This window comes from Streptomyces sp. NPDC007907 (assembly GCF_042959365.1).
GTDB lineage: Bacteria > Actinomycetota > Actinomycetes > Streptomycetales > Streptomycetaceae > Streptomyces > Streptomyces indiaensis.
Window position 1 is genome coordinate 386096 of sequence record NZ_JBIBKR010000009.1, and the last position, 26901, is coordinate 412996.

Annotated in this window: 25 protein-coding genes; 15 read left to right on the forward strand and 10 right to left on the reverse strand. The window is 72.4% G+C overall.

Annotated features, from left to right (window positions below; genetic code table 11):
* Nucleotides 1-10 precede the first annotated feature (10 nt).
* A complete protein-coding gene (locus ACFZDI_RS33480) occupies nucleotides 11-829 on the reverse strand; it encodes an anti-sigma factor domain-containing protein (protein WP_234848209.1) in 819 nt (272 codons plus the stop codon).
* A complete protein-coding gene (locus ACFZDI_RS33485) occupies nucleotides 826-1368 on the reverse strand; it encodes a sigma-70 family RNA polymerase sigma factor (protein WP_033312815.1) in 543 nt (180 codons plus the stop codon). The genes ACFZDI_RS33480 and ACFZDI_RS33485 overlap by 4 nt, the downstream gene beginning before the upstream one ends.
* Nucleotides 1369-1595: 227 nt before the next feature.
* Here ACFZDI_RS33485 and ACFZDI_RS33490 point away from each other — a divergent pair, with 227 nt between their 5' ends.
* The 4 genes from ACFZDI_RS33490 (at nucleotide 1596) to ACFZDI_RS33505 (ending at nucleotide 8347) form a co-directional block, all read left to right on the forward strand.
* Complete coding sequence (locus ACFZDI_RS33490; protein ID WP_391255821.1) at nucleotides 1596-3128, forward strand: DUF4331 family protein; 1533 nt, start codon at nucleotides 1596-1598, stop codon at nucleotides 3126-3128.
* 101 nt (nucleotides 3129-3229) lie between these two features.
* The gene (locus tag ACFZDI_RS33495; protein ID WP_391255824.1) at nucleotides 3230-4969 is read left to right on the forward strand and encodes a tetratricopeptide repeat protein; all 1740 of its coding nucleotides are present in this window, start codon (nucleotides 3230-3232) and stop codon (nucleotides 4967-4969) included.
* The gene (locus ACFZDI_RS33500; RefSeq protein ID WP_391255827.1) at nucleotides 4966-6588 is read left to right on the forward strand and encodes a nickel transporter; all 1623 of its coding nucleotides are present in this window, start codon (nucleotides 4966-4968) and stop codon (nucleotides 6586-6588) included. Before ACFZDI_RS33495 ends, ACFZDI_RS33500 begins: the two co-directional genes overlap by 4 nt.
* Before the next feature lie 115 nt (nucleotides 6589-6703).
* Nucleotides 6704-8347: a protein kinase gene (locus ACFZDI_RS33505; RefSeq protein ID WP_391255830.1), complete on the forward strand. Its 1644-nt coding sequence runs from the start codon at nucleotides 6704-6706 to the stop codon at nucleotides 8345-8347.
* A gap of 4 nt (nucleotides 8348-8351) precedes the next feature.
* Here the strand turns inward: ACFZDI_RS33505 and ACFZDI_RS33510 are convergent, their stop codons facing one another.
* Entirely contained in the window at nucleotides 8352-9158 is an 807-nt protein-coding gene (locus tag ACFZDI_RS33510) for an SGNH/GDSL hydrolase family protein (RefSeq protein WP_234848204.1), read from the reverse strand.
* A gap of 338 nt (nucleotides 9159-9496) precedes the next feature.
* Between ACFZDI_RS33510 and ACFZDI_RS33515 the strand changes: the two genes are divergently transcribed.
* The 6 genes from ACFZDI_RS33515 to ACFZDI_RS33540 all read left to right on the forward strand — a co-directional run bounded on the left by ACFZDI_RS33515 (nucleotide 9497) and on the right by ACFZDI_RS33540 (nucleotide 15806).
* Nucleotides 9497-10702 (forward strand): S8 family serine peptidase, encoded by a 1206-nt coding sequence (locus ACFZDI_RS33515; protein ID WP_391255833.1) that lies wholly within the window; start codon nucleotides 9497-9499, stop codon nucleotides 10700-10702.
* A gap of 496 nt (nucleotides 10703-11198) precedes the next feature.
* Nucleotides 11199-12020 carry a glycosyltransferase family 2 protein gene (locus ACFZDI_RS33520; protein ID WP_234848202.1) on the forward strand — a complete coding sequence of 274 codons (822 nt, stop codon included), beginning with the start codon at nucleotides 11199-11201 and terminating at the stop codon, nucleotides 12018-12020.
* Nucleotides 12017-13033: a glycosyltransferase gene (locus tag ACFZDI_RS33525; RefSeq protein ID WP_391255837.1), complete on the forward strand. Its 1017-nt coding sequence runs from the start codon at nucleotides 12017-12019 to the stop codon at nucleotides 13031-13033. The genes ACFZDI_RS33520 and ACFZDI_RS33525 overlap by 4 nt, the downstream gene beginning before the upstream one ends.
* Nucleotides 13026-13826, forward strand: coding sequence for a polysaccharide deacetylase family protein (locus ACFZDI_RS33530; protein ID WP_391255840.1), 801 nt, complete (start codon nucleotides 13026-13028; stop codon nucleotides 13824-13826). The genes ACFZDI_RS33525 and ACFZDI_RS33530 overlap by 8 nt, the downstream gene beginning before the upstream one ends.
* Nucleotides 13827-13901: 75 nt before the next feature.
* On the forward strand, nucleotides 13902-14996 hold the full coding sequence (locus ACFZDI_RS33535) for a DUF5925 domain-containing protein (RefSeq protein ID WP_234848199.1): 1095 nt from the start codon (nucleotides 13902-13904) through the stop codon (nucleotides 14994-14996).
* 33 nt (nucleotides 14997-15029) lie between these two features.
* Nucleotides 15030-15806 (forward strand): DUF72 domain-containing protein, encoded by a 777-nt coding sequence (locus ACFZDI_RS33540; RefSeq protein WP_391255844.1) that lies wholly within the window; start codon nucleotides 15030-15032, stop codon nucleotides 15804-15806.
* Between the two features lie 134 nt (nucleotides 15807-15940).
* Here the strand turns inward: ACFZDI_RS33540 and ACFZDI_RS33545 are convergent, their stop codons facing one another.
* Nucleotides 15941-16309, reverse strand: coding sequence for a GntR family transcriptional regulator (locus ACFZDI_RS33545; RefSeq protein WP_234848197.1), 369 nt, complete (start codon nucleotides 16307-16309; stop codon nucleotides 15941-15943).
* Between the two features lie 71 nt (nucleotides 16310-16380).
* Between ACFZDI_RS33545 and ACFZDI_RS33550 the strand changes: the two genes are divergently transcribed.
* Both ACFZDI_RS33550 and ACFZDI_RS33555 read left to right on the forward strand, forming a co-directional pair.
* Nucleotides 16381-17310 (forward strand): GNAT family N-acetyltransferase, encoded by a 930-nt coding sequence (locus ACFZDI_RS33550; RefSeq protein ID WP_391255847.1) that lies wholly within the window; start codon nucleotides 16381-16383, stop codon nucleotides 17308-17310.
* Complete coding sequence (locus ACFZDI_RS33555; RefSeq protein ID WP_234848195.1) at nucleotides 17291-17791, forward strand: DUF402 domain-containing protein; 501 nt, start codon at nucleotides 17291-17293, stop codon at nucleotides 17789-17791. Before ACFZDI_RS33550 ends, ACFZDI_RS33555 begins: the two co-directional genes overlap by 20 nt.
* Here the strand turns inward: ACFZDI_RS33555 and ACFZDI_RS33560 are convergent.
* Nucleotides 17750-18382, reverse strand: a complete 633-nt coding sequence (locus ACFZDI_RS33560) for a class I SAM-dependent methyltransferase (protein WP_234848194.1) — start codon at nucleotides 18380-18382, stop codon at nucleotides 17750-17752. The two genes, ACFZDI_RS33555 and ACFZDI_RS33560, sit on opposite strands and share 42 nt — an antisense overlap.
* 138 nt (nucleotides 18383-18520) lie before the next feature.
* On the opposite strand from ACFZDI_RS33560, the gene ACFZDI_RS33565 reads away from it, so the two are divergent.
* Nucleotides 18521-18655: a hypothetical protein gene (locus tag ACFZDI_RS33565; RefSeq protein ID WP_391255852.1), complete on the forward strand. Its 135-nt coding sequence runs from the start codon at nucleotides 18521-18523 to the stop codon at nucleotides 18653-18655.
* Nucleotides 18656-18685: 30 nt separating this feature from the next.
* Here ACFZDI_RS33565 and ACFZDI_RS33570 read toward each other — a convergent pair whose 3' ends face one another.
* On the reverse strand, nucleotides 18686-19135 hold the full coding sequence (locus tag ACFZDI_RS33570; protein ID WP_391255855.1) for a GNAT family N-acetyltransferase: 450 nt from the start codon (nucleotides 19133-19135) through the stop codon (nucleotides 18686-18688).
* Nucleotides 19136-19316: 181 nt separating this feature from the next.
* Between ACFZDI_RS33570 and ACFZDI_RS33575 the strand changes: the two genes are divergently transcribed.
* Entirely contained in the window at nucleotides 19317-20318 is a 1002-nt protein-coding gene (locus ACFZDI_RS33575; RefSeq protein ID WP_361117373.1) for a lytic polysaccharide monooxygenase, read from the forward strand.
* Nucleotides 20319-20429: 111 nt separating this feature from the next.
* Here ACFZDI_RS33575 and ACFZDI_RS33580 read toward each other — a convergent pair whose 3' ends face one another.
* Complete coding sequence (locus ACFZDI_RS33580) at nucleotides 20430-21290, reverse strand: alpha/beta fold hydrolase (protein ID WP_391255858.1); 861 nt, start codon at nucleotides 21288-21290, stop codon at nucleotides 20430-20432.
* Between the two features lie 162 nt (nucleotides 21291-21452).
* A complete protein-coding gene (locus ACFZDI_RS33585; protein WP_391255861.1) occupies nucleotides 21453-21899 on the reverse strand; it encodes a MarR family transcriptional regulator in 447 nt (148 codons plus the stop codon).
* An 80-nt stretch (nucleotides 21900-21979) separates the two neighbouring features.
* Between ACFZDI_RS33585 and ACFZDI_RS33590 the strand changes: the two genes are divergently transcribed.
* Nucleotides 21980-22354, forward strand: a complete 375-nt coding sequence (locus ACFZDI_RS33590; RefSeq protein ID WP_391255863.1) for a cupin domain-containing protein — start codon at nucleotides 21980-21982, stop codon at nucleotides 22352-22354.
* 15 nt (nucleotides 22355-22369) lie between these two features.
* Here ACFZDI_RS33590 and ACFZDI_RS33595 read toward each other — a convergent pair whose 3' ends face one another.
* Together ACFZDI_RS33595 and ACFZDI_RS33600 are read right to left on the reverse strand one after the other, a co-directional pair.
* On the reverse strand, nucleotides 22370-23380 hold the full coding sequence (locus tag ACFZDI_RS33595) for a hypothetical protein (RefSeq protein WP_391255866.1): 1011 nt from the start codon (nucleotides 23378-23380) through the stop codon (nucleotides 22370-22372).
* Nucleotides 23350-26814, reverse strand: a complete 3465-nt coding sequence (locus ACFZDI_RS33600; RefSeq protein ID WP_391255870.1) for a DNA polymerase III subunit alpha — start codon at nucleotides 26812-26814, stop codon at nucleotides 23350-23352. Before ACFZDI_RS33600 ends, ACFZDI_RS33595 begins: the two co-directional genes overlap by 31 nt.
* Nucleotides 26815-26901 lie beyond the last annotated feature (87 nt).

Here is a 26901-nt window from a genome sequence, read left to right on the forward strand (position 1 = left end):
GTATCTGCGATCACTCACCGAATCCAACAGATTTCAGGGCGAGTTGGACGAACGGCTGGGTAGTGGGCTGCGGCGATCCCCCGGCGGGCTCGACGGTCACGGCCAGTGACGTCGCGGAGGTCCCCAAACCCGTCGCGACCAGGGGCGTGTCGCCCTGGAAGAGGCCGAGGGAGCGTGGTTGCGCGCCCGGGCGCATGAGCCACAACTGGTGCACGCGGCCGCCCGCCGGGGCGCCGTATCCGCCGAGGGTGACGACCGCACTCCCCTCCGTGGCGGAAGCGATCACTCCGATCGTACGCCCCCGTCCGTCCCGGCCGGTGCTCGCACGGGCGTCCGGAGCGGCCAGAACGTGGGCGATCTCACGTGACCGATCTTGCTCCGCGGTCAGCCGGTCCTGGGTCCGGTTCGCCTGCACGGCGAACAACGAGGCGACGACGAGGGCCGCGGCGGCGGTGGCCGTCGCGAAGGGCACGAACAGCGGGATGCGACGGCGTTGCCGCTGCCGCGGCGGCGGCTGGGCGCCCCACACGTGCGGGGGCAGCTGAGCTGCCCGCGCCCGCGCCGGCTCACGCACCGCCCCCTGCGGCGCCGGGTCCTGAGGAGTCGTCCGTACGGCGAGCATGACCCGCTCGCGCAGGGCGGCCGGGGGCGGGGCGGTCGTGGACCAGGCGAGCCGCACGGCGTCCTCGGAAAGGGCGCGCACCTCGGCGCCGCAGCGGTCGCAGTCCGCGAGGTGCCGCTCGAAGCGGACCCGCTCCGGGGGCTCCAGGGCGTCGAGCGCGTAGGGCGCGGCGAGCGAGTGCAGGTCCTCGCGGCGGAAGAGGCTCATGCCACACCTCCGAGGCACTCACGCATACGGGTCAGCCCGTCCCGCATCCGGGTCTTGACGGTGCCCAGCGGCAGGGAGAGCTGCTCGGCCACCTCACGGTAGGTGTAGCCCTCGTAGTAGGCGAGCGTGACCGACTGGCGCTGCAGGACGGTGAGCCGGTCGAGGCAGCGGCGCACCCATTCCCGTTCGAGTCCGGCCTCGACCTCCTCGGTGACCTGGTCGAAGGCGGGCTGGTTCGCGCGCAGTGCCTCGCGCTGCTCGCGTTCACCGGCCGCGCGGGCGCTGCGCACCCGGTCGACGGCCCGGCGGTGGGCGAGGGTGAGGATCCACGACATCGCGCTGCCCCGGCCCGGGTCGAACTTCGCCGCCGAGCGCCACAGTTCGAGCAGCACCTCCTGAGCCACCTCCTCCGACTGGGCGGGGTCGCGCACCACACGCCGTACGAGTCCGAACACCGGACCGGACACCAGTCCGTACAACTCCTCGAAGGCCTTCTGGTCGCCCCCTGCCACGAGCAGCAGCAGCTCGTCCGCCTCCACTCGGTCCCCCTTCCCGAGGCCGCACCGGGCCTGTCCCCTCACACGAGGCATTCGCAACGCACACACCTCCGGATGGGGTTACGGATCAGCGCGCCGAAAACGCGGGTCACGCGGCGATGAAACAACTTTCCCGATGCGCCGTAAGAACGTTTGAGATTCGACCAATCCGCTTCGCCGACCGCTCCGAATGGCGTGTGTCAGGCAAGTTGGCACGGAGGACGGACGGCATGACACCTATCTCCAGGACCGGTGCGGGACGCGCGAGCATCGCGACCGTGATCTGTGGCGCGCTGGCCGCCGGCGGGCTCGCAGCCGCCGGTGTGACCGCGCTGGTACCCGAGGAGGCCTCCGCCTCCAGCCACCGCGAGGCCCCGCTGATCTCGGGGACCCCGCAGTACGACAACACCGACGTGTACGCGTTCGTCAGCCCGGACAAGCCGGACACGACGACCATTGTCGCGAACTGGATCCCCTTCGAGGAACCGGCCGGCGGGCCCAACTTCTTCACGTTCGCCGAGGACGCCCAGTACGACCTGCGCATCGACAGCAACGGTGACGCGCAGGAGGACCTGCTCTTCCGGTACACGTTCAAGACACACACGAAGAACGACAAGACGTTCCTCTACAACACGGGCCCGGTCGAGAGCCTCGACGACCCCGACCTCAACATCACGCAGACCTACGACCTCGAACTGATCAAGCTGAAGCACCTGAAGGCCGTGTCGAAGACCAAGGTCGCCGACGACGTGCCGGTCGCGCCGTCGAACGTCGGCAAGGCGTCGATGCCGGACTACAACGCCCTGCGCCAGCAGGCCGTGCACAAACTCGCCGGGGGCGCGCAGACGTTCGCCGGTCAGGCCGACGACCCGTTCTTCCTGGACCTGCGCGTCTTCGACCTGCTGTACGGCGGGAACCTCTCCGAGGTCGGCAACGACACCCTCAAGGGCTACAACGTCAACTCGATCGCCCTGCAGGTCCCCAACAGCTTCATCACCGAGTCGCACGAGCAGCCGGTCGTCGGCATCTGGTCGACGACCCAGCGCAAGAACGCCAAGGGCTACTTCACTCAGGTCTCGCGCCTCGGCAACCCGCTGGTCAACGAGGTCGTCAACCCCATCAAGGACAAGGACACGTTCAACGCGTCCACCCCGCGCGACGACGCCCAGTTCCTGAAGAACGTCACCAACCCGGAGCTGCCGAAGCTCATCGAGGCGATCTACAAGATCCCGGCCCCGGCCGAGCCCCGCAACGACCTGGTCGACGTCTTCCTCAAGGGAGTGAAGGACCTCAACCAGCCGCCGCACGTGACGCCGTCGGAGCAGCTGCGGCTCAACACGTCCATCAAGCCGGCCGCCAAGCCCAAGCGCCTGGGTGTCCTGGACGGTGACAACGCGGGCTTCCCGAACGGCCGTCGCCTCACCGACGACGTGATCGACGCGTCGCTGCAGGTCGTCGAGGGTGAGCTGCTCGGTGCGAAGAACGACCTCGGTGACGCGGTCGACAAGAACGACAAGAAGTTCGAGAAGTACTTCCCGTACGTGGCTCTGCCGACGGAGGGTTCGCGCGGCCCGCTCGCCAAGGGCGTGGACGGCGGCAACGACGTCCGCAGCCAGCTGGGCGACGCGCTCCAGCCGGCCGGTGCGCAGGGCTCGGACGACATGGGTCTGATGGCCGCCTCCGCGGGGGCCGGGGCGGGCGGCATCGTCCTGATCGGCGCGGCCCTGATGTGGTGGCGCCGCATGCGGAACCGGGCGTACTGACCCGCTCCGCTGCCACCGACTGGCGCGGCCCGTTCCACATCCCCCACGGCGCGGGCCGCGCCGCCGACTTCCGCACCCGCACATCCGACCGAGGAGTGGTCATGCCCCCGCGTACGACCGACAGCACATCGGGACGCCCCGACGACGACCGATCGCCGTCGACGTCCCCGGTGCACCCGGAGCCCCAGGGGCGGCCCGGTGATTCTGCCGCCGGGGCGGGGGCCGACTCCGGCTCGGCCGGCTCCGGCGCGGTCGGCTCCGGGGCGGTCGGCCTCGGCGCGGCCGGCTCCGACACGGTCGGCCCCGACACGGCCAACTCCGGCTCGGCCGGCTCCAACTCTGTCGACTCCTGCACGGTCGACTCCGACACGGCCGGCTCCAGCACGGTCGGTTCCCGCTCCGGCGACGGCACCGCCGGCGACCGCCCCGACGAGAGCGACTCCGGCTCCGGGCCGGACGCCGGCCGGCGGGTCGCCGCCGTGCGGCGGGCCGCCGACGGGGGGCGGCGGTGGCGGGCCCTGCACGTCGCCGGGTGCGCGGTGCTGCTGGCGGTCGCGGTGACCGGCGGGGCCATCGCCGTCGGGGGCGTGCAGGATCAAGGGGCAGGGGTCGACGCCGTGTCGGCGGCCGGGGCCCTGTCGCCCGGCGAACTCGCCCGGGGCGACCTCGACGCGGGCATCGCGTCCCTGCAGAAGCACCTGCGCGCCCAGCCGCGGGACCACGGCAGCTGGGCCACCCTCGGTCTGGCCTACGTCGAGCAGGCCCGTACGAAGGGCGACCCGTCCCGGTACCCGCAGGCCGAGCGCGCCCTGAAGCGGTCCCTCGACCTGGAACCGGGCAACGACCAGGCCCTGGCGGGCCGCGCCGCCCTCGCCGCCGCCCGGCACGACTTCCCCGGCGCCCTGTCCTACGCCGACCGGGCCCTGAAGCAGAACCCCTACAGCGAACGCGCCCTGTGCACCCGGATCGACGCCCTCGTCGAACTCGGCCGGTACGACGACGCCGCGCAGGCCGCCGACACCGCCGACGACCGGCGCCCGGGCGTCCCCGTCTTCACGCGGTACGCGTACGTGCACGAGCTGCGCGGCGACGTCCGTACGGCGCGCGCCGTACTGGAGCGCGCCCTGAGCTCGGCGAACGCGCCCGGCGACGTCGCGTACGTCGCCACGGCCCTCGGCCAGCTCGCGTGGAACCAGGGCGAGTACAGGACGGCCCTCGGCCACTACGCCCGCGCCCTCGCCGCCGACGACGCCTATCTGCCCGCCCTGGAGGGCCGCGCCCGTGCCCAGGCCGCGAGCGGTGACCGGGCGGCGGCGGTGAAGGGGCTGGAGCAGGTCGTCGCCCGCTTCCCGCTGCCCGGCCCGCTCGTCGCGCTCGGCGAGCTGTACGAGGACCGCGGCGCCGACGGCGACCGTGCGAAGGCCGGCGACCAGTACGCCCTCGTCGACGCCTGGACGGCCCTGGCCCGCGCCGGCGGCGCCAACACCGACCTCGAGACGGCCATGGCCGCCGCCGACCACGGCGACAAGAAGGAAGCCCTGCGCGCCGCCCGCGCCGAGTGGGACCGCCGCCACAGCGTGCACACCGCCGACGCCCTCGCGTGGGCCCTGCACGTCAACGGCCGTGACGAGGAGGCCCTGCCGTACGCCCGCCGGGCCACCGCCACCGGCTACCGCAACGCCGTCTTCCTCTACCACCGCGGTGTCATCGAACGCGTCACCGGCGCCGACCGGGAGGCCCGCACGCACCTGAAGGCGTCCCTGGACCTGAACCCCGGCTTCTCGCCGCTCGGCGCGCGCGAGGCCCGTACCGCACTCAAGGACCTGGAGGGGAACCGGTGACCCTGCGCCGGCTGTTCGCGTCCGGTAGCGCCGTCCTCACGGCCGCCTGCGCGCTCACCCTGCTGCCCGCCGCCACGGCCAGCGCCCACCCGCTGGGCAACTTCACCGTCAACCGTTACGACGGGCTTGTCGCCGCCCCCGGTGAACTGCGGGTCCACCACGTCGAGGACCTCGCGGAGATCCCGGCGACCCAGGCGGGTCCGGACATCGAGCGGCTCGGCATCGCCCTGTGGGCGCGCGAGCGGTGCGCCACGGCCGCCGAGGACAGCCGGGCGACGGTCGACGGCCGCCGGGTCGCCCTCACCGCCGAGCGCAGCCGCGCGCGCGTGCGGCCCGGACAGGCCGGGCTCGACACCCTCCGGGTGGAGTGCGAGCTGACCGCCGCACTCCCCTCGGCGAACAGGACCGTGGCCCTCGGCTTCCGCGGCGCGGGCACCTCCACCGGCCCGGGCTGGCGGGAGATCACGGCTCGGGGCGACCGGATGACGCTCGCCGCGTCGGACGTGCCGGAGAAGTCGGTCTCGGACGAACTGACCAGCTACCCGGAGGAGTTGCTGTCCTCCCCGGCCGACACCGCGTCGGCCGCCCTGCGGGTGCGCCCCGGCGGCGCCGCCCTCGCCGAGGAGGACGGTGAGGAGTCGGACGCGCCGGCGGCGTCCGTGCTCCCGCGCGGCGCTGACCGCTGGACACGTGCCCTGGACGACCTCGTGGCCCGGCAGGACCTCACCGCCGGCTTTGCCGCACTGGCCCTCCTCATCGCCGTCGTCCTCGGCGCGATGCACGCTCTCGCCCCGGGCCACGGCAAGACCATCATGGCCGCGACGGCGGCGGCCCGGGGCGGCAGGGCCCGGATGAAGGACGTCCTGCCCATGGCCGCCTCGGTGACCGTCACGCACACCCTCGGCGTGGTCGCCCTGGGCCTGCTGGTCACGGCCGGTTCGGCGGCGGCCCCCTCGGTGATCGCCTGGCTCGGTGTCGCCAGCGGCCTGCTGGTGACCCTGGCGGGCGCGAGCCTGGTCCGGCGCGCCCTGCGCAACCGCGCTCACACCCACCATCCGCACGGCCCGCACCTCCACGGAAACCACACCCACGACGGCGACCACCACCACGGTCACCCGCACGACCACGACCACGAGCACGACCACGCGCACAACCACAAGGATCGCGACCGCGACCACGACCACGACCACCCGCACGATCACGCCCACCCGCACTCCCACCCCCACACGGTCGAGCACACCCACGGTGGCTTCACCCACTCCCACCCCGTCGCCCCCACCCTCCGCGGCACGATCCTCATGGGCTTCGCGGGCGGCCTCGTGCCCAGCCCGTCCGCCGTCGTGGTGCTGGTCGGCGCCGCCGCGCTCGGACAGGCCTGGTTCGGTCTGCTGCTCGTCGTCGCATACGGCGTCGGGCTGGCGCTGACCCTCACGGCCGCCGGGTATGCGGTCGTCAAGGCGGGCAGTGGCATGACCCGGCTGCTGGACCGGCGCCCCCGCTGGACGGCGGGCCCGATGGCCGCCCTGGTACGCCGGACCGCACCCCTCGGCTCGGCCCTCGCCGTGCTGGTTCTCGGGGCCGGACTCGTGTTCAAGGGGGCGGCATCCGCACTCGGCTGAGTTACGTTCGTGAGGCATCGGACGTCAGGAGAAAAAGCGGACGTCGTGAGGAAATCCGACCGCGTGGGGAAGACACTCCCCATGGAGATTTCGCCCGGCTGCGAATGGGGGCGCCGTGTTCGAAGAACCGGGCCGTGAGCGTGTGATCGCGGGCCGCTACCGGCTCCTGGCGCCGCTCGGCGAGGGCGGTATGGGCACCGTGTGGCGCGCCCGCGACGAGGTGCTGCACCGCGAGGTCGCCGTCAAGGAGGTGCGTGCCCCCTCCGGGCTGGCGGGCGACGACGTGCAGCGGATGTACGCCCGGCTGGAGCGCGAGGCGTGGGCGGCGGCCCGGGTCGCCAACCGCAACGTGGTGACGGTGTACGACGTGGCGACGGACGACGGCCGGCCGTGGATCGTCATGGAACTGGTGCGTGGTCTGTCGCTGGCCGAGGTCCTGGACGCCGAGGGTCCGCTGGCACCGGAGCGTGCGGCGCACATCGGTGCGGAGGTGCTGGCCGCGCTGCGGGCCGCGCACGAGGCCGGGGTGCTGCACCGCGACGTGAAGCCGGCCAACGTGCTGATCTCGAACGACGGCCGGATCGTGCTCACCGACTTCGGCATCGCCATGGTCGAGGGCAGCTCCGCGCTGACCATGACCGGCGAGGTCATCGGCTCGCCCGAGTTCCTCGCCCCGGAGCGGGCCCTGGGCCGTACGCCGGGCCCGGAGTCGGACCTGTGGTCGCTCGGTGTGCTGCTGTACGCGGCGGTCGAGGGCCACTCCCCTTTCCGTCACGACACCCCGCTGAGCACACTGCGGGCGATCGTCGACGAGGAGCTGCCGCCGCCGTACCGGGCCGGGCCGCTCGCCCCGGTGATCGAGGGGCTGTTGCGCAAGGACCCCGAGCAGCGGCTGCCGCCCGAGCGGGCCGAGGAGGATCTGCGGGTGGTCGCCGCGGGCGGGTCGCCGCGCGCGGACACCACGCGGGCGGTGCCGTTCCCGCCGACGGTGGTGGGCCACCCCGAGCCCGCTCCCACGCCTCCCATGGCGTTCCCGGGGCAGTCGGCGGCGGCCGGTTCGGGTGCGACCACGACGGCCACGGACCAGGACCGGGACCGCCGGGCCGGCCGGGTGCTGGTCGTGGGCGTGATCGCGCTGGCGCTCGCGGTGGGCGGGCTGACGTACGCGCTGCTGAACGACGGGGACGGTTCCGGCGGCCGGGACCAGGGGGCAGGGAACAGCACGCCCGCCGCGACCAAGAGCCCGCCCCGCGACACCGCGACGGAGAAGTCCAGCCCGTCGCCGACCCCGAGCGAGTCGAAGGAGAGCAGTCCGCCGCCGCAGTCGGTGAAGGTGTCCCTCCAGGGCCGGCGCACGGACTACTCGGGCACGTGCCCGCCGCCCGCCGCGCGGGCGCCCGAGTTCACGGCGACGCTCACGGTGGGGCGGCTGCCGGCCGAGGTCAGCTACCGCTGGGTGACGCAGGACGGCCAGGTGCTCGACGGGGGCTGGAAGACCCTGTCGTTCCCGGAGGGCGGCGACCGCTCGAAGCAGGACACGGTGCGGGTGTCGACCCAGGCGCAGACCGGGACGTTCGAGAACGAGATCGGCGTCGAGGTGCGGCAGCCGGTGCGTACGACGTCCGAGTCGGTGCCCTTCTCGGTGACGTGTGAGACGGAGACCCCGACGGGCGGGGCCTCCCCTTCTCCCTCCGCCACGGATCCGGACGCGAACTCGGACTCGGGCTCGGGCTCCGGCTCGGACTCGGAGGACGGTTGAGCGGTCAGTCGTTGCTGTTGAGCACGGGCAGGTAGCCACCCGACTGGCCGGGGGCCTTCGGGTGGTACGACTCGCCGATGTTGAGCCAGCTGACGCTGTGCAGCCACGCGTCGCCGGAGCAGATCTCGTGGCCGGTGAAGGTGGTGCGTACGTCGCCGAAGGCGAAGCCGTGGTTCGCGGCCCGCTTGGCGATGGCGGTGTTGAGGTGATCGGAGGCGTCGTTGATGGCCCTGCGCTTGGTCTCGGACAGACCGAGGCAGGTGGCGCCGAGCTTGTAGAAGCGGGGGTAGCCGAGGACGACGACCCGGGCGGCGGGGGCCCTGGAGCGGATGGCCGAGTACACGCCGTCGAGCTTGCCGGGCAGCGTGGAGTCGACGTACGCGCGGGCGGTGTTGATGCGGGAGACACAGGCGCTGTCCGACTGGGTCACACAGGTCGTCATGACGTCCGCGAAACCGGCGTCGTTGCCCCCGACGCTGATCGAGACGAGGGCGGTGGAGGCGCTGAGCGGGGTGAGCTGACTCGCGAGAACATCACCCGTTCGGGCGCCCGAGCAGGCGGTGAAGTCGAAGGTCGAGGGTGCGTGGGCGGCGGCCCACAGGTAGGGGTAGGCCTTGGTGCTGCGCTTGCAGTCGCCGCTGGAGCTGATGTAGCTGCCGGCTCCGACTCCGGAGGAGTAGGAGTCACCGAGGGCCACATAGCCGCCGGTTGCGGCGAGTGAGGACGCCTGCGCCGTCGCTGCCCCCGTGAGGGCGGTGCCGACGGCGAGGAGGAGCGAGCTCACGAGGACGACAAGTCGGGAACGTCTCATGGAACCTCCCTTTAGCAGGATCTCTGCCATAACCGTCGTAGCAGCTACGCGTGTTGACAGGAAGTGTCCATGCCAAGTCCTTTTCGTTTCCTCCCCGGATTCCTGGCGCGTAGCCCACACCTCTTGTCACGCCCCGAGCCCCTCTTGTTGCGTGCTCATGACAGGTTTGTTGACTGATCCTCAACTCTCTTGTTCCACCCCGGTAGTTGGCAGACGCTTTACTCCGGCCGGGAGCGGAACTCGACGCTCCCCGGCTCGTGTGCGCGAGCACGCGCACACCCCCCACATGACGCGCGCCCCACCCAGGCGCGCGCCGCCTGGAGGAGGACTCCCTCGTAATGGCACAACAGCGCAGCAAGAGACTCGGATTCGCCGCACTCACCTCGCTGGCGACCGCCGCCCTCGTGGGCGGGCTCACCACGCTTCCCGCCCAGGCCGCACCCGCCGAGGGCCGGGTGCTCGCCGCGGGCTCTCCGACGGCGATCAAGGACAGCTACCTGGTCACGCTCAAGAAGAGCGCGGGCCTCAAGGCGTCCTCCGCCGCGGGCAAGGGCCTGGTGAAGGAGTACGGCGGCTCGGTCGACAAGACGTTCAGCAAGGCGCTGAACGGCTACTCCGCCACCCTCTCCGCCGCCGAGGCCCGGCGGCTCGCCGCCGACCCGGCGGTGGCCTCCGTCGAGCAGAACCAGCGCGTCACGCTCGCCGCCACCCAGACCAACGCCCCGTGGGGCCTGGACCGCATCGACCAGGCCTCACTGCCCCTGACCGGCACCTACTCCTACCCGGACAGCGCGGGCAGCGGTGTGACGGCCTATGTGATCGACACCGGTGTACGCATCACCCACCAGCAGATCAGCGGCCGCGCCTCGCACGGCTACGACGCCGTCGACGGCGACAACGACGCCTCGGACGGCAACGGCCACGGCACCCATGTGGCCACCACGATCGCCGGCACGACCTACGGCGTCGCCAAGAAGGCCAAGATCGTGGGCGTGCGCGTGCTGAACAACAGCGGCTCCGGCACCACCGCCGGTGTGATCGCGGGCATCGACTGGGTCACGAAGAACCACTCGGGTCCCTCGGTCGCCAACCTGTCGCTCGGCGGCGGCGCCTCCGTCACCCTGGACACGGCCGTCCGCAACTCCATAGCCAGCGGTGTCACCTACGCCGTCGCCGCGGGCAACAGCAGCACCACCGCCTCCTCGTCGTCCCCCGCACGGGTCGCCGAGGCCATCACGGTCGGCGCCACCACCAGCACCGACGCCAAGGCGAGCTACTCCAACTACGGCTCCGCCCTGGACATCTTCGCGCCCGGCTCGTCGATCACGGCCGGCTGGCACACCAGCGACACCGCCACCAACACCATCTCCGGCACCTCGATGGCGACCCCGCACGTCGCGGGCGCGGCGGCGGTCTACCTGGCCGGCCACACCTCGTCCACCCCGGCCCAGGTCGCCACGGCCCTGGTGAACGGCGCCGTCACCGGCAAGGTCACCAGCGCGGGGTCCGGCTCGCCGAACCGCCTGCTGCAGATCGTGCAGTGACCGGCATCCGCACCGGCACCTGAACATGCGTTCCCCGGAGGCCCTGATCGCCTCCGGGGAACGCATGTTTATGGGACGGGAACGTGCAACTTGCGTCGCACAACCCGCCTCTCGCAACGACCAAACCAACAAAAACGTGAGAGGCCGTTCCAGGTCTTGCCATACGGGTTCAATCGTCAATACCGTCATACATCTCACCCGCATCGGTCCGTCAGTACGCGGCTCTAGGGGAGGGCTCAAGGACCGCGACGAACCGGCGCGGGGCGCGGTAGGGGGGTGCCGTGCTCGGTGACCGCAACTGTCTCCGGGCCGTGCCGCGCGGTCGGCTGCCGTCGTGCGCGGCCGGCCAGCTTTGCCAGCTCACCCGGCGTGCCGGAGCGTCATCCCGGCATGCCTCGCCATCTCGGCGTGCCTCGGGTGAGAACCCCCCTTTCGAACCGGACTGGATCCGGACTGCCCTGGGGGGGCGGTCCACCGGACGAGAGGGACCAGACTCATGAGCTCAGTTCTGCAGCCGGCCGCGACGCAGCAGCGTCCGCCGACCGCCTCCAAGTACCGGCCCGTCTCCTCGCATCTGGCCATCGCGCCACCGGTGAGCGTGGTGATCCCGGCCATGAACGAGGCGGAGAACCTGCCGTACGTCTTCAAGACCCTGCCCGACTGGATACATGAAGTGGTCCTGGTCGACGGCAACTCCACCGACAACACCGTCGAAGTGGCCCGCGAGCTGTGGCCCGAGGTGAAGGTCGTCGAACAGCGCGGCAAGGGCAAGGGCGACGCCCTGATCACCGGCTTCCAGGCCTGCACCGGCGACATCATCGTGATGGTCGACGCGGACGGCTCGGCGGACGGCGGGGAGATCCTCAGCTACGTCTCCGCCCTGGTCTCCGGCGCGGACTTCGCCAAGGGCTCCCGCTTCGCCAACGGCGGCGGCACCGACGACATGACCTTCATCCGCAAGATGGGCAACTGGGCCCTGTGCACGGCCGTCAACCGCAAGTTCGGCGCCCGCTACACCGACCTGTGCTACGGCTACAACGCGTTCTGGCGGCACTGCCTCGACAAGATCGACCTCGACTGCACCGGCTTCGAGGTCGAGACCCTGATGAACATCCGGGTGGTCAAGGCCGGGCTCAAGGTGCAGGAGATCCCGAGCCACGAGTACCTGCGCATCCACGGCGTCAGCAACCTGCGGGCCGTGCGGGACGGGCTTCGCGTGCTGAAGGTGATTCTCCAGGAGCGCTCCACCCGCCGTGCGCTGCGGCGCCGTTCGTCCCGGTCGTCGATGCCGGCCGCGATGCGGGGAGAGGTGTCTTGAGCGGTCCCGGCATCTCCGTCGTGATCTGCGCGTACACCGAGGACCGCTGGGAGGACATCCTCGCGGCGGTCTCCTCGGTCCGCGCGCAGTCCCGGCCGGCCCTGGAGACGCTGCTGGTCGTCGATCACAACGAGACGCTGCGGGAGCGCCTGGCCAAGGAGTACAAGGAATACCGGGAGGACAGGGGGGCCGCCGGCGGTGGCGTGGTGCGGGTGCTCGCCAACGCGGGCCCCCGCGGCCTGTCCGCCGGCCGCAACACCGGCATCGCCGCGGCCCGGGGCGAGATCGTGGCCTTCCTCGACGACGATGCCGTGGCCGAGCGCGACTGGCTGCGGCACTTCGCCGAGGCGTACGCCGACCCGCGGGTGATGGCGGTCGGCGGGCGCACCGAGCCGGTCTGGGCGTCGGGGCGGCGGCCGGACTGGTTTCCCGAGGAGTTCGACTGGGTGGTGGGCTGCACCTACCGGGGCCTGCCGCGCGGCCGGGTCCGGGTGCGCAACGTGCTCGGCGGCAACGCCTCGTTCCGCCGCAGCGCCTTCGACGCGGCGGGCGGCTTCGCCACGGGCATCGGCCGGGACGGTGACAAACGCCCGCTGGGCTGCGAGGAGACGGAACTGTGCATCCGTCTGTCCCGGGCCCGGCCCGACGCGGTGCTGCTGATCGACGACCGGGCGGTGATCCACCACCGGGTGCCCGAGGCCCGTGAGCACTTCCGCTACTTCCGCACCCGCGCCTACGCCGAGGGCCTGTCCAAGGCCCTGGTGGCGCGGAGCGTCGGAGCCGAGAAGGGACTGGAGTCGGAGCGCCGGTACGCCACCCGGGTCCTGCCCGCCGGGGTGGCCCGGGGTCTGCGGGACGCCCTGCTGGCCCGGCCGGGCGGTGCGGGCCGGGCGGGGGCGATCGTGGCCGGGGTGCTGACGGCGGCGGGCGGTTACGTCGTCGGCAGCGTCCGGGCACGCCGGGGCGGGACCACGTTTCAGGTGCCCGAGGTGGAGGTGGCGGCCCGTGAGTGACGTCCGCGTCCCGATCCTCATGTACCACGCGGTCGCGACCGACCCGAACGAGGCGACCCGCGCCCTGTCCGTGACCCCGGAGGCGTTCGCAGAGCAGATGGCGGTGCTCGCCGACCGGGGCCTGACGCCGGTCACCACGGCCGGACTGGCGACGTGCTGGCGCTCCGGCCGCGCGCTGCCCGAGCGACCGGTCCTCATCACCTTCGACGACGGCTACGAGGGCGTGCACCGGCACGCCCTCCCCGCGCTCGCCAAGCACGGTTTCCCGGCCACCCTGTTCGTCTCGACCGGGTGGCTCAGGGGGCCGTACGACACCGGAGGCGGCCTGGACACCATGCTGGACTGGGACCAGGTCCGCGACCTCGCGGCGGCCGGCGTCGAGATCGGCGGGCACAGCCACAGCCACCCGCAGCTCGACCAGGTCTCCGACGCCACGCTGCGGTTCGAGCTGATCCACTGCAAGGAGATCGTCTCGGACCAACTGGGTTCGGTCCCGGCCTCGTTCGCCTACCCCTACGGCTACTCCAGCCGCCGGGTCCGGCAGGCCGTGCGCGAGACGGGCTACGCCCAGGCGCTCGCCGTCGGCAACGGTCTCGCGCGGCGCGCACAGGGCCCGTACGCGCTGCGGCGGGTGACGGTGCGCCGGGGCACGGGCATCGAGGAGTTCGAGCGGGTGGTCGAGGGCCGCGCGATCGCCCGTACGTTCGCCGCGGACCGGGCCCTGACCAAGGGGTACGCCGTGGTCCGCAGGGCACGGCAGGCACGCCGGCTGATCTCGCGCTCCGGGGGCTGACCTGCACGGGGACGACATGCCGCGGGCACGCGGAAACCGGGTGCACGCGGCGTTCCCGTGCCGGATCATGGCGGCATGTCTGGAAACCCGCACGAGGCGCTGCCGATCCGGCTCAACGTCGACGACTCCGACTCCCCGTCCGACGTCGTCGACGCGCTGTTCCTCGGCCGCTTCGCGACGGGCGAGCAGCCGTACTCCCACGCGGTGAACATCGACCGGGTGCGGTCCGGGGCGACGCTGGTGCCGCCGGGTGCCCGGGTGCTGCGCGTGGCCCGGGACGACGACCGCAGCGCGACCCTCGCCGAGGGCGACGGCTGGACGCTGCTGGTCTCCCGCTGGAACCGGGGCGCCGACGTCACCGTGACGGCGACCAGCGAGGAACTCGCGAAGAAGGTCCTCGACCAGGCCACGGACGGCGCGGCGGACGAACCCGAACCGCAGCCGGAGAACGTCACGATGGGCTTCTGGTACGTCTCCCCGCGGCGCGGCCCGCACCGCACCACCCGCCAGATCGCCGCCGGCACCTGGGACGAGGTCCGGCCCAACTACACCGCACCGGTGGCGGACGCGATGGACCGCCTGATGAAGACGACCCCGGAGGACATCGCGGGCCGGCTCCTGCTGCTGCACGGCCCGCCGGGCACCGGCAAGACCTCGGCGCTGCGCACCCTGGCCCGATCCTGGCGCGACTGGTGCCAGGTGGACTGCGTCCTGGACCCCGAGCGGCTCTTCTCCGACGTCGGCTACCTCATGGACATCGCCATCGGCGAGGAGGACGCGACGGGCAAGGGCCGCTGGCGGCTGCTGCTCCTGGAGGACTGCGACGAACTGATCCGCGGCGAGGCCAAGCACACGGCCGGCCAGGCGCTGTCGCGGCTGCTCAACCTGACGGACGGCCTGCTCGGCCAGGGCCGCAACGTGCTCGTCGGCGTCACGACCAACGAGGACCTGGAACGCCTGCACCCGGCCGTGGTCCGTCCCGGCCGTTGCCTCGCCCGCATCGAGGTCGGACCGCTGACCCGGACGGAGGCGGTGAACTGGCTGGGCCAGGAGGACGGCGTCGGCCGCGAGGGCGCGACCCTGGCGGAACTGTACGCGCTGCGCCGGGGCACGTCCCCGACGGCCCTGCCCGAGCCGCGCGGGGGCGTCGACGCGGGCCTGTATCTGTAGGAGCCCGGCACCCGGCGGTGTTTTGATGGACGTATGACCCTGTTCGTCGGCACGTCCGGATGGCAGTACAAGGACTGGCGGGACGTTCTGTACCCGTCCGGGCTGCCGATGCGGCTCTGGCTGGAGGAGTACACGGGGCACTTCGCCACCGTCGAGATCAACAACGCCTTCTACCGGCTGCCGGCCCGGGAGACGTTCGAGGACTGGCGGCGGCGGGTGCCCGGCGACTTCGTCGTCGCGGTCAAGGCGAGCCGCTATCTGACCCACATCAAACGGCTGAAGGACCCCGAGGAGCCGGTGCACCGGCTGATGAGCCACGCGGCGGGCCTCGGCGACCGGCTCGGGCCGGTGCTGCTCCAGCTCCCGCCCACCCTGCACGCCGACCCGGGGCTGCTGGACGCGTGCCTGGGCTGCTTCCCGGCCTCGACCCGGGTCGCGGTCGAGCCGCGCCACGACTCGTGGTGGACGCCGCAGGTCCGGCGCGTCCTGGAGTCCCGGCGGGCCGCCCTGTGCTGGGCCGACGTGCTGGCCCGCCCGGCGACCCCGCTGTGGCGCACCGCCGACTGGGGCTACGTCCGCTTCCACCAGGGCCGCGCCAAGCCCTGGCCCCGCTACGGCCGCCGCTCGCTGGCCACCTGGCTCGACCGCATCGCCACGACCTGGACCGGCGGTGAGGACGTCTACGCGTACTTCAACAACGACCCGGGCGGCGCGGCGGTGGAGGACGCGATGGCGTTCGCACGGACGGGCCGGGCGGCGGGGCTGGACATCACACGGACCCCGCAGCGACTGACACAGCCGTCGGGTTAGCCCGCGCTGTTACCCGTCCGCCGCAGGCCGCCGGAACGGGGCCTCCAGTGCCCCCACCCGCTGAACGCCGTCCGGTCAGGACTCCGGCGCCCCTGCCCGCCGCAGGCCCTTCCGGTCGGGGCCCGCGCTGCCCGCTAGCCGCCGTACGCCGCCCGCAGGGCGTCCCGTACCGCGGCGAGGGCGTCGTCCTCGCCCAGTCCGAGCCTTCTGGCCCGCTCCGCATAGGCCTGTGCGGCCGAGGCCAGTTCGCGGTCCGCCGCCGCGCCGGCGGCGGCGACGAACGTGCCGTTGCGGCCCCGCGTCTCGATCACCCCGTCCGCCTCCAGTGCCCGGTACGCCTTGGCGACGGTGTTCGCGGCGAGGCCCAGCGACTCGGCCAGCCCCCGGACGGTCGGCAGCCGGTAGCCCACCGGCAGCGCACCGGACCGTGCCTGCTCGGAGATCCGTGCCCGCACCTGCTCGTAGGGCGGAGCACTGTCGTCGATGTCGATCTTCAAGGTCACAGGCCCGATTGTCGCGCACCCGCCGGAAAATGAGAGGCACCCGCACGGGTCCACGCGTAGCGTGCGCCTCCATGACCGTGATCGTGCGCGACCTGCGTCCCGACGTCCGAGCCGACGCCGAGGGGTTCTCCGACACCCGTCGCCTCGCTCTGCCGTACATGCTGTCCACGCCGGAGTCCGTGCTGCACGCCCTGACGCGCAGCCACCCCGACGCCCACTTCACGCAGCTCGTCGCCGAGGAGGACGGCGAGATCATCGGTACCGCCCAGGTCGGCGTCGCCCACGACAGCCCGGAGCCCGGCCAGGGCTCCGCCAACGTCTACGTACGCCCCGACCGCAGGAACCGCGGCGCCGGATCGCTGCTGCTGCGCACCGCGGAGGATCGTCTGGGGCGGCTGGGCGTCACGAAGCTGTTCGCCTGGGTCCTGGACGAGCCGGACAACCGCGCCTTCGCCGAGCGGCACGGCTTCCGGGCCAGCCGTTCGGCCTTCTTCCTGCGCCTGGACCTGGCGGGCGGCACGCTTCCGCCCCGCGAGGAGCCGCCGGCCGGTGTGGAGCTGCGCACGGCCGCCGACTTCGCGGACGACCCGCGCCCCCTGTTCGAACTGGACGCGGCGACGGCGTCGGACGAACCGGGCGACATCGACGTGGAGTTCACGGACTACGAGGCCTGGCTCGAAGAGTACTGGAAGCATCCGCTGCTGAACCGCGAGCTCACCACCGTCGCGGTCGTCGACGGGCGCCCCGCCGCCTTCAGCGTGGCGCACACCGACGGCGCCTCCCGCTACGGCACGGCGATGACGGGCACCGCGCGGGAGTTCCGCGGCCGGGGCCTGGCGAAACTCGCCAAGAACGACTCGCTGCACCGCGCCCGCGCGGCGGGGTGCACGGAGGCGTTCACCGGCAACGACACCGGCAACGAGCCGATGATCGCCATCAACAAGTGGTTCGGTTACGAGATCTGTGCGAAGGAAGTGCGCCATGTCCGCGAACTCGGCTGACGGGGCCCCGCAGCTGGACGTCGTGCTCGTCAAGGCGGGCCGTACAAAGATCCGTTACCGGGGCGAGCTGCTGTCGGACGACGGCACGCGGGTCGCGGTCCGCGCCCCGTGGGCGGGCTCCGGCGTGCGTGACTTCGGCTTCGTCCGCTTCGAGTCGGGGGACGTCTTCACGGAGTACTACTGGCGCGACCGCTGGTACGCGGTCAAGGAGGTGCGCTCCGCCACGGGCGCGCTGAAGGGCTGGTACTGCGACGTCACCCGCCCCGCCCGGCGCTCCGGGCCGGAGCTGGTCGTGGAGGACCTCGACCTCGACCTGTGGCGCTCGGCGGACGGCACGGACGTACGCCGCCTGGACGAGGACGAGTTCGCCGAGAGCGGCCTCACCGAGTCGGATCCCGAGGCGGCGCGGGCCGCGCTGGCCGCGCTCGACGAACTGGAGTCACTCGCCCGGGGCGGCGACTTCACCGCGCTCCTGGCCTGAGCCATCGCTCGGCGCGACGACCGCGTACCGCTCGTCGGCCACCGGGCCGCCCCAGAGCAGCGGATCGTCCGAGAGCCGCTGCACCCGCACCCGCCCGGCGACCGGAGCGAGCAGCCCGGTGAGCCGCTCGGCGGGAATGCCGACCGGCTGGACGCTCCCCCACACGCCCTCGACCAGCACGAGCCGCCCACCCGGACGCAGCAGCCCGTACCAGTGGCGCAGGGCGCGGCCGGGGTCGGGCAGGGCCCACAGGACGTGCCGGACGAGCACGGCGTCGAAGCGCCGCTCCCCGACCGGCGGTGCCGCCGCGTCACCGAGGAGGAACACGGCGTCGCGCCCGGCGAGCTTCTCGCGGGCGAGCGTCACCATCGCCGGCGATGCGTCCACGCCCGTCACGCGGTGGCCCTGCTCGGACGCGAGGAGTGACAGGCTGCCCGTGCCGCAGCCGAGGTCCAGTACGTCGCCCGGCCGGCCCGGCAGCCAGTCCCGCAGCCGTCCGGCCCAGGCGCGGCGCACCCCGGGGTCGCGCAGGCCGTGGTCCGGCTCCTCGTCGAAGGAGGCGGCCTCGGCGTCCCAGTCCACGTCGGTCATGGCCCCAGGGTGACACCCACCACTGACACTCGGATCGTGACTGCCGCCACTGACAGACCAGGAGCGATGAGTAACCCTCCCCCGAAAGGTCTACCTCCGTGAGAACGCGGAACCCGGTAGACCCTTAAGGAGGCAGCCATGCGCCGTGTGACCGTGCAGAAGCCCCTGAAGAAGTCGGACGTCCGCCGGGTCCTCGAGGAGGCCGACGAGCGCCCCGCCGGGCGCCCGGAGGTCCGCAAGGACGTCGCCCGCACCTGGTGGCCGGACGCCTGAGCGGCCGGTGCCGGTCATGAGACGCAACGCTCACAGCAGCCGCTTGCGGTAGTGGACGCGGTCGTAGGGCCCGTCCACGCGGCGTTCCACGCGTTCGTAGCCGTACTTCGGATAGATCTGCTGGTTCTCCCACATCATGGCGTTCGTGCAGAGCCTGATCTCGGGCAGGCCGAGCGTCCGCGCGTGCGCGTCGACGAACCGGAGCAGTCGCCGCCCCACTCCCCGGCCGTGCGCGGCGGGGTGGACGGCGACGATGTCGAGAAAGAGGTGGTCGTCGAACGCCTCGACCACGACGAGCCCGGTCACGGGATCGCCCGTCACGAACACCTTGCCCGCGGCCACGTTCGCCGCGTGGTCCTCCGTCATGGGCTGGGGCACCTGCCCGATGCGCTCGATGTAGGGGCGGAAGGCCGCGTCGACCACTTCCGCGACGACCTGTACGTCGGCGGCCCCGGCCGGCCGGATCTCCTCGTCTGCCATGTCGTGACGGTACCTACCTGATGCCAGTCCGAACACTCCCTTAAGCGGGCCATAAGGATCTCCTCCACCCGCTCCCAACAGGCGATTTCACGGTTCTTCGGGGTTAGTTTCGAACGACCCCACGGGATCCGGCCCACTCGGGCCCGGACCTGCCCCATGCACCGTTTCGAGGAGTTCCCGCATGCCCGCACGCCGTACGGCCGCAGTCGTCACCGCCCTCGGCGGCCTCCCGCTCGCCCTGACCGCGCTGACCGCCGCCCCGGCCGCCGCGCACGGGTCGATGGGCGACCCGGTCAGCAGGGTCTCGCAGTGCTACGCCGAGGGGCCCGAGAGCCCGAAGTCGGCCGCCTGCAAGGCGGCGGTCGCGGCGGGCGGCACCCAGGCCCTCTACGACTGGAACGGCATCCGCATCGGCGACGCGGGCGGCCGGCACCGGCAGCTCATACCGGACGGCAAGCTCTGCAGCGCGAACAACGCGGAGTTCAAGGGTCTGGACCTCCCCCGCCGCGACTGGCCCGCGACCGGCGTCCGCAGCGGCTCGCACACCTTCAAGTACCGCGTGACGGCCCCGCACAAGGGCACCTTCAAGGTGTACATCACCAAGCCCGGCTACAACCCGGCCAAGCCGCTCGCCTGGAAGGACCTGGATCTCGCGAAGCCGGTCGCGACCTCCACCGACCCGGCCGCCACCGGCGGTTTCTACACCTTCTCCGGCAAGCTGCCCCAGCGCTCCGGCAAGCATGTGCTGTACGCGGTCTGGCAGCGGTCGGACAGCCCCGAGGCGTTCTACTCCTGCTCGGACGTCAGCTTCGGCGGCGCCGCGACAGGCGGCGCCGCGGCTCCTGCCCCGTCCGCCTCCGCTCCCAGCGAGAAGCAGATCAAGGACGGCAACGCCAAGTCGACCATCGAGCACCACGGGCACGGCGACGACGACCCCGCCACCTCGGCGGCACCGGCCGCGGCCCCGAAGAAGCAGGCCACGCCGGACCGGCCCAAGGCCGCCGCGCCCGCGCCCAACCGGCCCAAGGCGGCCGGTGCCACGGAGAACCTCGCCGAGACCGGCGGGGACGGCGCCACGCCGTACGTCGCGATCGGCGGCGCGGCGGCCCTGGCACTGGGGGCCTCGGCCCTGTTCCTCTCGGCCCGGCGCCGGGCGGTGAGCGGCGGCCGGCACGGCCGCTGACCCCCACCACCGCCCCATGACTCGGGGCCTGTCCGGCGGCTCAGGCCGGACAGGCCCCGAAACGTTTCCCTGACACGTGTCAACGGGCGACACGCCAAAGGGTGACACGTGTCATTCGAAGGCCGATGCGCAGGTGGTGGGTGTGGCGCGTCCCGGATCGAGGGCGTTGGCCACCTCGTGGAAGACGACCCGGTCGAGCAGCCCGGCGGCCACGTGCTCGGACAGGTCGACGGGGCACAGGTCCTGGAGCAGGACGTTGCGCACGTCCGGCCCGCTCAGGTACTGGCTTCGCCAGGGCGTGACCACCTCGTCGTACCGGGTGGCGATGACGGTGTAGCGCACGCCGGGCACGGTGTCGCCGCCCGCGTTCAGTTCGGTGAGGAAGGCGGAGCCGGTGACCTGGTCGGCGAGGGCGGGGGTGTTCTTCGAGAGCAGGTCCGCCGCGCCCGGGAAGTAGGGCAGCAGCTTGGTGAAGCCGTTCAGGTCGGTGCCGTGGTTGCTGGGCGCGATGCCGACCAGGGCGTGCACCTGGGCGGCGCCGCCCAGGAACTTGAGGTAGTAGCGGGGCATCATGCCGCCCTGCGAGTGTCCGACGACGTCGGCCTCAGGGGCGCCGGTGGCCGTGAGCACCATGCCCACGAAGTCCTTCAGCTGTGCGGCGGACTTGTCGACGGGGCCGAGGCCGTGGAAGAAGGGGACGCCCTCCAACTGGCCGTAGTCCAGGGAGAAGACGCAGTAGCCGCGGACCTTCAGGTAGGGGGCGAGGCCCAGCCAGTTGTCGACGGAGTTCCCGAGGGTGCCGTGGACCAGGACGACGGGGCGGGGGTGGGCGGCGGACGGCTTGCAGGAGTAGTCGTTCCAGCCGGAGCTCGGGGCACCGGCGGCCTGGGCGGTGGTGGCGGGGACGGTGACGGCGGCGGCGGTCAGCAGCAGCGCGGCCAGGGGTCTGAGCACTCGTTTCCAGGGCAGCATCGGGTGATCTCCTTGCGGCTCAAGGGAGGTGCGACGGCACGGGGCCCTGTGATCCGGATCACGGGATGCTGTTCATTCGTCAAGTTACGGGCGGGTAGCCAAACTGGGAAGTTACGCGTCAGTAAAAACTTGTGGCGGCAACCGGCCCGGGCCGACACCCCCTCACCAGGCGGGCCGTACGGGCCCGCGCGGGGCGATCCGCAGCAACTGCTCCGCCAGCGTCCGCACTTCCCGCTCCCCCAGCAGGTCCGTCCACTCCCGCACCGCTTCCGCCGCCACCTCCTCCGCGGCCCGTATGCAGGCCCACCCCCGCTCGGTCATCACGACCAGCCGCGCCCGCGCGTCCCGGGGGTGCGGCCGCCGCTCGGCGTACCCCTTGCGCACCAGCTCGTCGACGAGCTGGCTCGCGGCCTGCTTGGTCATCCCGAGGTGGACGGCGAGGTCGGTCACCGTCGCACCGTCCGGGGCGAGCCGGGTGAAGGCGAAACCGTGCGCGGGCCGGACCCCGTCGAAGCCGCGGGCGATCACGCCCTCGTTGATGCGTTGCGTGAGTCCGCCGGCGACGGCGAGCAGGGCGGCTGACAGGGCCATGGCCTCGGAGTTCTGCACAGGGGCATTGAAACACCCTTGACGTGATGGTCAAGCTGCTTGACTATATGGTCAAGCAGCTTGACCACTTTGGAGGCCTCATGCCCGTCGTCCGATCGTCCGAAGCCGTCATCCACGAGATCCACGGCGCCCGTTTCGTCTCGTACGCCACTCCCGGCAGCGGCAGCAAGGAGCTGTGCGCCTGGCGCGGCGAGATCCCGGCCGGCCTCAAGGCGCCCGCGCACACGGTCAGCCGGGAGGAGATCTTCCATCTGCTGGACGGTGAGCTACTGATCACCCTCGACGGCCGCACCGAGCGGATCGCGGCCGGTGACACAGTGATCATCAACCCCGGTGCCACCCTGACCGTCGAGAACCCGACCGGCCGGACCGCGGTCTCCTGGGTCACCACCTCGATCGGTCTGGAGGCGCGACTGGCCGACGGCACCCGCATCGTGCCGCCGTGGGCCAACTGACGTCAGGGCGTCCGGTCAGGCGACATGGAACGTCACCGCTCCCGCCGGCCGCACCGCCTGCGCGCCGAACCGCTCCCGGGCGCGATCGGCGGCGGCCTCGACACGGCGGGCCTTCTCGTCGGCCGGCTCGAAGAGCAGCTGACGGGAGGCCCGTTCGGCGGCGATCAGGTTCTCCGCCCGCAGAGAGACGGTACGGACACGGGCGCGCTGCAGAGCGAGTCGGTCGTGGAGGTCGTAGGCGAGTGCCGTCAGAGCGCGCGTGTGGGCGGTGGGCTCGTGCAGCGTGCGGGTGCGGGTGGTCGTGGAGCGGTCCACGTAGCGGACGGTGAGCGTGAGGGCGCAGGCCACCTGGGACTCGCCGCGCAGCCGCAGGCCGAGGCGGTCGGTGAGGGCGAGCAGGGCGGCGCGCTGCCGGTCCCGGTCCAGCTCGTCCTGGGCGAAGCGGTGTTCGACGCTCATCGAGCGGGGCGGGGCCGAGGGGACCACCGGTGTCGGGTCGAGTCCGCGGGCCGCGTCGTGGAGCCGGCGCCCGGCGGTGGTGCCCAGGATGCGCTGCAGCGTACCGAGTGGTGCGGCGGCGATCCTGCCGACACTGTCCAGGCCGTACGAGGACAGGGTGCGGGCCGTCGCCGGTCCCACGCCTTGCAGGGCGGCGGAGGGTTTCTCCGCGAGGAAGGCGGCGACCGTGCCGATGTCGTCGGGCAGGGTGCGGACCGCGGAGGGCGGGCCGCCGGCGGCGACCATGCGGGCGAGCAGGGGGTTCGCCGCGACACCGACCGTCGAACGGAGTCCGTACAGTCCGCCCGTGCGCGCTCGGATGCGCTCGGCCAGCGCCGTGGCGTCCGTGCCGAAGTAGCGCAGACTGCCGGAGACATCGGCCAGTGCGGCGTCCGGGGGCAGCGCCTGCACCAGCGGGGTGTACTCGGCCAGCAGGGCGAGAAGACGGCTGTAGAGCTGCTCGTCCGACAGGTCGTGGAAGTGGATGTAAAGGATGTTCACCCTGCGCTCCCGGGACTCTGGTGCCACAGCTTGCGGCTCTGTTTGACGGACTCGCCGGGCGGCTGCAGATCCGCCCAGGGATGCAACGCGTAACCGGTTTCCAGCCGGAGGCTCCGGCCGTTCTCGGCCCTGCCCGGTGTCGCGTCGGCTCGGGTGAGTCGTTCCGTCACCGTGGACAGACCGCCTTCGCGGCGCAGCTCGGCCAGTTCGGTGAGGTCCCAGGCGGCGGAGCCGGTCACCGACAGCGCCTTTCCGCTGCCTCCTCCCCGGCGCTGCACCACTCCGCGCACGAGCAGCAGCCAGGAATGGAAGACGGTGTGCGCGCAGGCCTCGTGGCTGTCCTCGAAGAACGCGCAGTCCACCAGGCCCGTCGCGTCGTCGAGCGTGGTGAAGATGACGCGTTTGCCGGAGCGGACCGGCGGGGTCTGAACGGCTCCCTTCGCCCCTGCGACCAGCACCACTTGGCCGTGCGGCAGGTCCTGCAGCCGCTTCGCGGAGACGACGCCGAGTTCTTCCAGCAACTCCCGGTGATCACCCATGAGATGACGGGAGGCGTCCATGCCGAGCACCCCGAGCTCGGCTCCGAGCCGCTCGGTGTCGTCCAGGTCGGGCAGACCGGCGGGGGCGACCGTGCCGTGGGTCCCACCGGCCTCCCCCAGCGTCAACTGGCCCTGCGCGGAGCTCCGCCGGCCGCGGTGCAGCTCGGCGAGGTGCAGCAGCAGGTCGCGGCGGTTGCGGCCGAAGGCGTCCAGCGCACCGACCTGCGCGAGGCGTTCGGCGACGGGCCGGGAGGGCCGGGCCCGGGAGGCGAAGTCCTGGAGCGAGCTGTAGGGGCGCCCCGCCGCGATGCGCGCCGCCTCGCCCTCACTCATCCCGCGCACGTCGCACAGAGCGAGCCGGATCCCGTGAACGGGCCCACCCCCCTGCGCATCAGACACCAGTTCGATTCGATAAGCGGCGTCCGACGCGTTCACATCCAGCGGCAGGATCGGCACACCCCGCCGCCGGGCGTCAGCGAGCAACAGCCGCTTCGGGTACATCCCCGGGTCGTGCGTGAGGAGTCCCGCGTAGAAGGCGGCCGGATGATGGGTCTTCAGCCACGCCGACTGGTACGAGGGCACCGCGAAGGCCACCGCGTGCGCCTTGCAGAAGCCGTACGCCCCGAACGCCTCGACGATCTCCCAGGTCCGCTCGACGACCTCCTCCTCGTATCCCCGTCCGCGGGCCTCCTGCGCGAACCACGCCCGCACTCGTCCGAGTTGCTCGGCGTTCGACAGCGCCCGCCGCGTGTAGTCGCCGAAGGCCGGGGTGCAGCCGGTCATGACCGACAGGATCCGGATGATCTGTTCGTGGAAGACCACCACGCCGTACGTCTCCCGCAGCGCGGGCTCCAGGTCGGGGTGGGGACAGCGGGGTGCCTGGCGCCCGTGCCGGGACTTGATGAACGGATCGACCATGTTGGCCGCGACGGGTCCCGGCCTGAACAACGAGATGTCCACGACGAGATCGTGGAAGGTCTCGGGCTGCAACCGGGCGATGAGGTCGCGCTGGCCGGGCGACTCGGTCTGGAAACACCCCAGGGTCTGTGAGGACTTGATCAGCTGGAACGTCTTCGGGTCGTCCGGCGGCACCTGGGCGCTGTCGTCCAGGTCGATGCGGTGGCCGGTGGCCCGTTCGATCTCGGCGACGGCGTGCGCCATGGCGGACTGCATGCGCACGCCGAGCACGTCGAGCTTGAGCAGCCCGAGGTCCTCCACGTCCTCCTTGTCGAACTGGGACATGGGGAACCCCTCGCCGCTGGTCGGCATGACCGGGGTGCGGTGCAGCAGCGTCGCGTCGGAGAGCAGGACACCGCACGGGTGCATGGCGATGCCGCGCGGGAGCGCGTCCAGGGCCTCGACCAGGTCCCACATCTGGGGGCCGTACGACTCCGGGTCGATGCCGCGCAGTTCCGGCAGTTCCCGCAGGGCGGCCCGGGCGTCCCGGGCCCGGATGTGAGGAAACGATTTTGCAAGCCCGTCCACGTCGGCCGGGGCCAGACCGAGGGCGAGGCCGACATCGCGTACGGCGTGCCGCACCCGGTAGGTCTCCGGCATGGACACGGTGGCCACCCGTTCCGGGCCGAAGCGGTCGAGGATCGCCCGGTAGACCTCCAGGCGCCGGGCGGATTCCACGTCGATGTCGATGTCGGGCAGTTCCGTACGCCGGTCGGACAGGAAACGCTCCATGAGCAGACCGTGCTCCACGGGGTCGGCGGTGGCGATCCCGAGGAGATGGTTGACCAGGGAACCCGCGCCGGAGCCGCGGGCGGCGACCCGGATGCCGAGGTCGCGGGTGTCGGTGACGACCTGGGCAACGGTGAGGAAGTACGAGGCGTATCCCAGTCTCTCGATCAGGCGCAGTTCGTCCTCGAGCCGCGCCCATCGGCGGCGGTCGCGGTCGTAGCCGCGCAGCACCATGGCGGCGGCGCACTTCGAACGCAGCACCCGCTCGGGGGTGCGCCGGTGACCGCCGACGAGTTCCGGCTCGGGGAAGTGCACACGGCCGAGCCCCAGGTCGTCCTCGGGGTCGACGCGGCATGCGGCGGCGGTCTCCGCGGTGACCTCGAGCAGCCGGCGGGCGGTGTCCGCGCGGTATCCGGCGGCTTCGGCGACCTGACCGGCGATACGGGCCATGTCCGCCGCCGGCTTCAGCCACCGCTCACCGCAGTCGCGCTCGCCGCGCGGATCGATCGGCACCAGGCGGCGCGCGGAGTCCAGGACGTCCGCGACCGGGCCCTGGCCGGGGTCGGCATAGCGTACGGCGTTGCTCAGGACGGGCGTGATCCTCTGGTCCGCGGCGAAGCCGAGGGCGCGGGCCGCGAGCCCGAGCGACCCGGCGCCGGTGCCGCCGCGGCCGTGGCAGACGACCTCGACGCGCAGCGCCGAGTCCTCGAACCGTTCCCGCCAGGGCGCGAGCAGCCGGGCGGCGCGGTCCGGCCGCCCGGCGGCCAGGGCACGGCCGACGTCCGAGGTGGGACCGAGCAGCACGGTGAGGTGGTCACCGCCGAGGGCCTCCCAGGGCAGCAGGGGGCGCCGGTCTCCGGCGGTGTCCGCATGCGCCGCGCTCACCAGCCGGCACAGCTCGCCCCAGCCTCGGGCCCCGTCCCGGGCCAGGAACACCACGCGCTGGGCCGACTCGTCGACGAAGGCGCCGCCGCGAGCCGGTGCGCGGCGCCGCTCCGTGCGTTCAGCCGCCTCGGGAGGCGTCGCCACCGCGAGATCCACTCCGAACAGCGGGCGGACACCGGCCTGACCTGCGGCCTTGGCAAACCGGACGGCCCCGCCGAGGGTGTCCCGGTCGGTCAGGGCGACCGCGTCCATCCCCCGCTCGACGGTCCGCTCCACAAGCCGCTCGGGGTGCGAGGCGCCGTACCGCAGGGAGAACCCGGAGACGGCGTGCAGATGCGTAAAACCGCGCATCCCGACCACCTCGCCACTGCCTGCCCCCCGTCTCCACGTCGCCACTCCGGCCCCTCCGGGGTGATGACACCACCCTAGACCAGCATC

Bases quoted from the DNA above. Each gene is read 5' to 3' on its own strand.
- ACFZDI_RS33560 (WP_234848194.1), bottom strand. From the start codon at position 18,382: ATGACCGACGTGGACTGGGACGCCGAGGCCGCCTCCTTCGACGAGGAG.
- ACFZDI_RS33600 (WP_391255870.1), bottom strand. From the start codon at position 26,814: ATGCGCGGTTTTACGCATCTGCACGCCGTCTCCGGGTTCTCCCTGCGG.
- ACFZDI_RS33535 (WP_234848199.1), top strand. From the start codon at position 13,902: ATGTCTGGAAACCCGCACGAGGCGCTGCCGATCCGGCTCAACGTCGAC.
- ACFZDI_RS33495 (WP_391255824.1), top strand. From the start codon at position 3,230: ATGCCCCCGCGTACGACCGACAGCACATCGGGACGCCCCGACGACGAC.
- ACFZDI_RS33520 (WP_234848202.1), top strand. From the start codon at position 11,199: ATGAGCTCAGTTCTGCAGCCGGCCGCGACGCAGCAGCGTCCGCCGACC.
- ACFZDI_RS33515 (WP_391255833.1), top strand. From the start codon at position 9,497: ATGGCACAACAGCGCAGCAAGAGACTCGGATTCGCCGCACTCACCTCG.
- ACFZDI_RS33570 (WP_391255855.1), bottom strand. From the start codon at position 19,135: ATGGCAGACGAGGAGATCCGGCCGGCCGGGGCCGCCGACGTACAGGTC.
- ACFZDI_RS33565 (WP_391255852.1), top strand. From the start codon at position 18,521: ATGCGCCGTGTGACCGTGCAGAAGCCCCTGAAGAAGTCGGACGTCCGC.
- ACFZDI_RS33540 (WP_391255844.1), top strand. From the start codon at position 15,030: ATGACCCTGTTCGTCGGCACGTCCGGATGGCAGTACAAGGACTGGCGG.
- ACFZDI_RS33555 (WP_234848195.1), top strand. From the start codon at position 17,291: ATGTCCGCGAACTCGGCTGACGGGGCCCCGCAGCTGGACGTCGTGCTC.
- ACFZDI_RS33490 (WP_391255821.1), top strand. From the start codon at position 1,596: ATGACACCTATCTCCAGGACCGGTGCGGGACGCGCGAGCATCGCGACC.
- ACFZDI_RS33580 (WP_391255858.1), bottom strand. From the start codon at position 21,290: ATGCTGCCCTGGAAACGAGTGCTCAGACCCCTGGCCGCGCTGCTGCTG.
- ACFZDI_RS33480 (WP_234848209.1), bottom strand. From the start codon at position 829: ATGAGCCTCTTCCGCCGCGAGGACCTGCACTCGCTCGCCGCGCCCTAC.
- ACFZDI_RS33575 (WP_361117373.1), top strand. From the start codon at position 19,317: ATGCCCGCACGCCGTACGGCCGCAGTCGTCACCGCCCTCGGCGGCCTC.
- ACFZDI_RS33550 (WP_391255847.1), top strand. From the start codon at position 16,381: ATGACCGTGATCGTGCGCGACCTGCGTCCCGACGTCCGAGCCGACGCC.
- ACFZDI_RS33510 (WP_234848204.1), bottom strand. From the start codon at position 9,158: ATGAGACGTTCCCGACTTGTCGTCCTCGTGAGCTCGCTCCTCCTCGCC.
- ACFZDI_RS33590 (WP_391255863.1), top strand. From the start codon at position 21,980: ATGCCCGTCGTCCGATCGTCCGAAGCCGTCATCCACGAGATCCACGGC.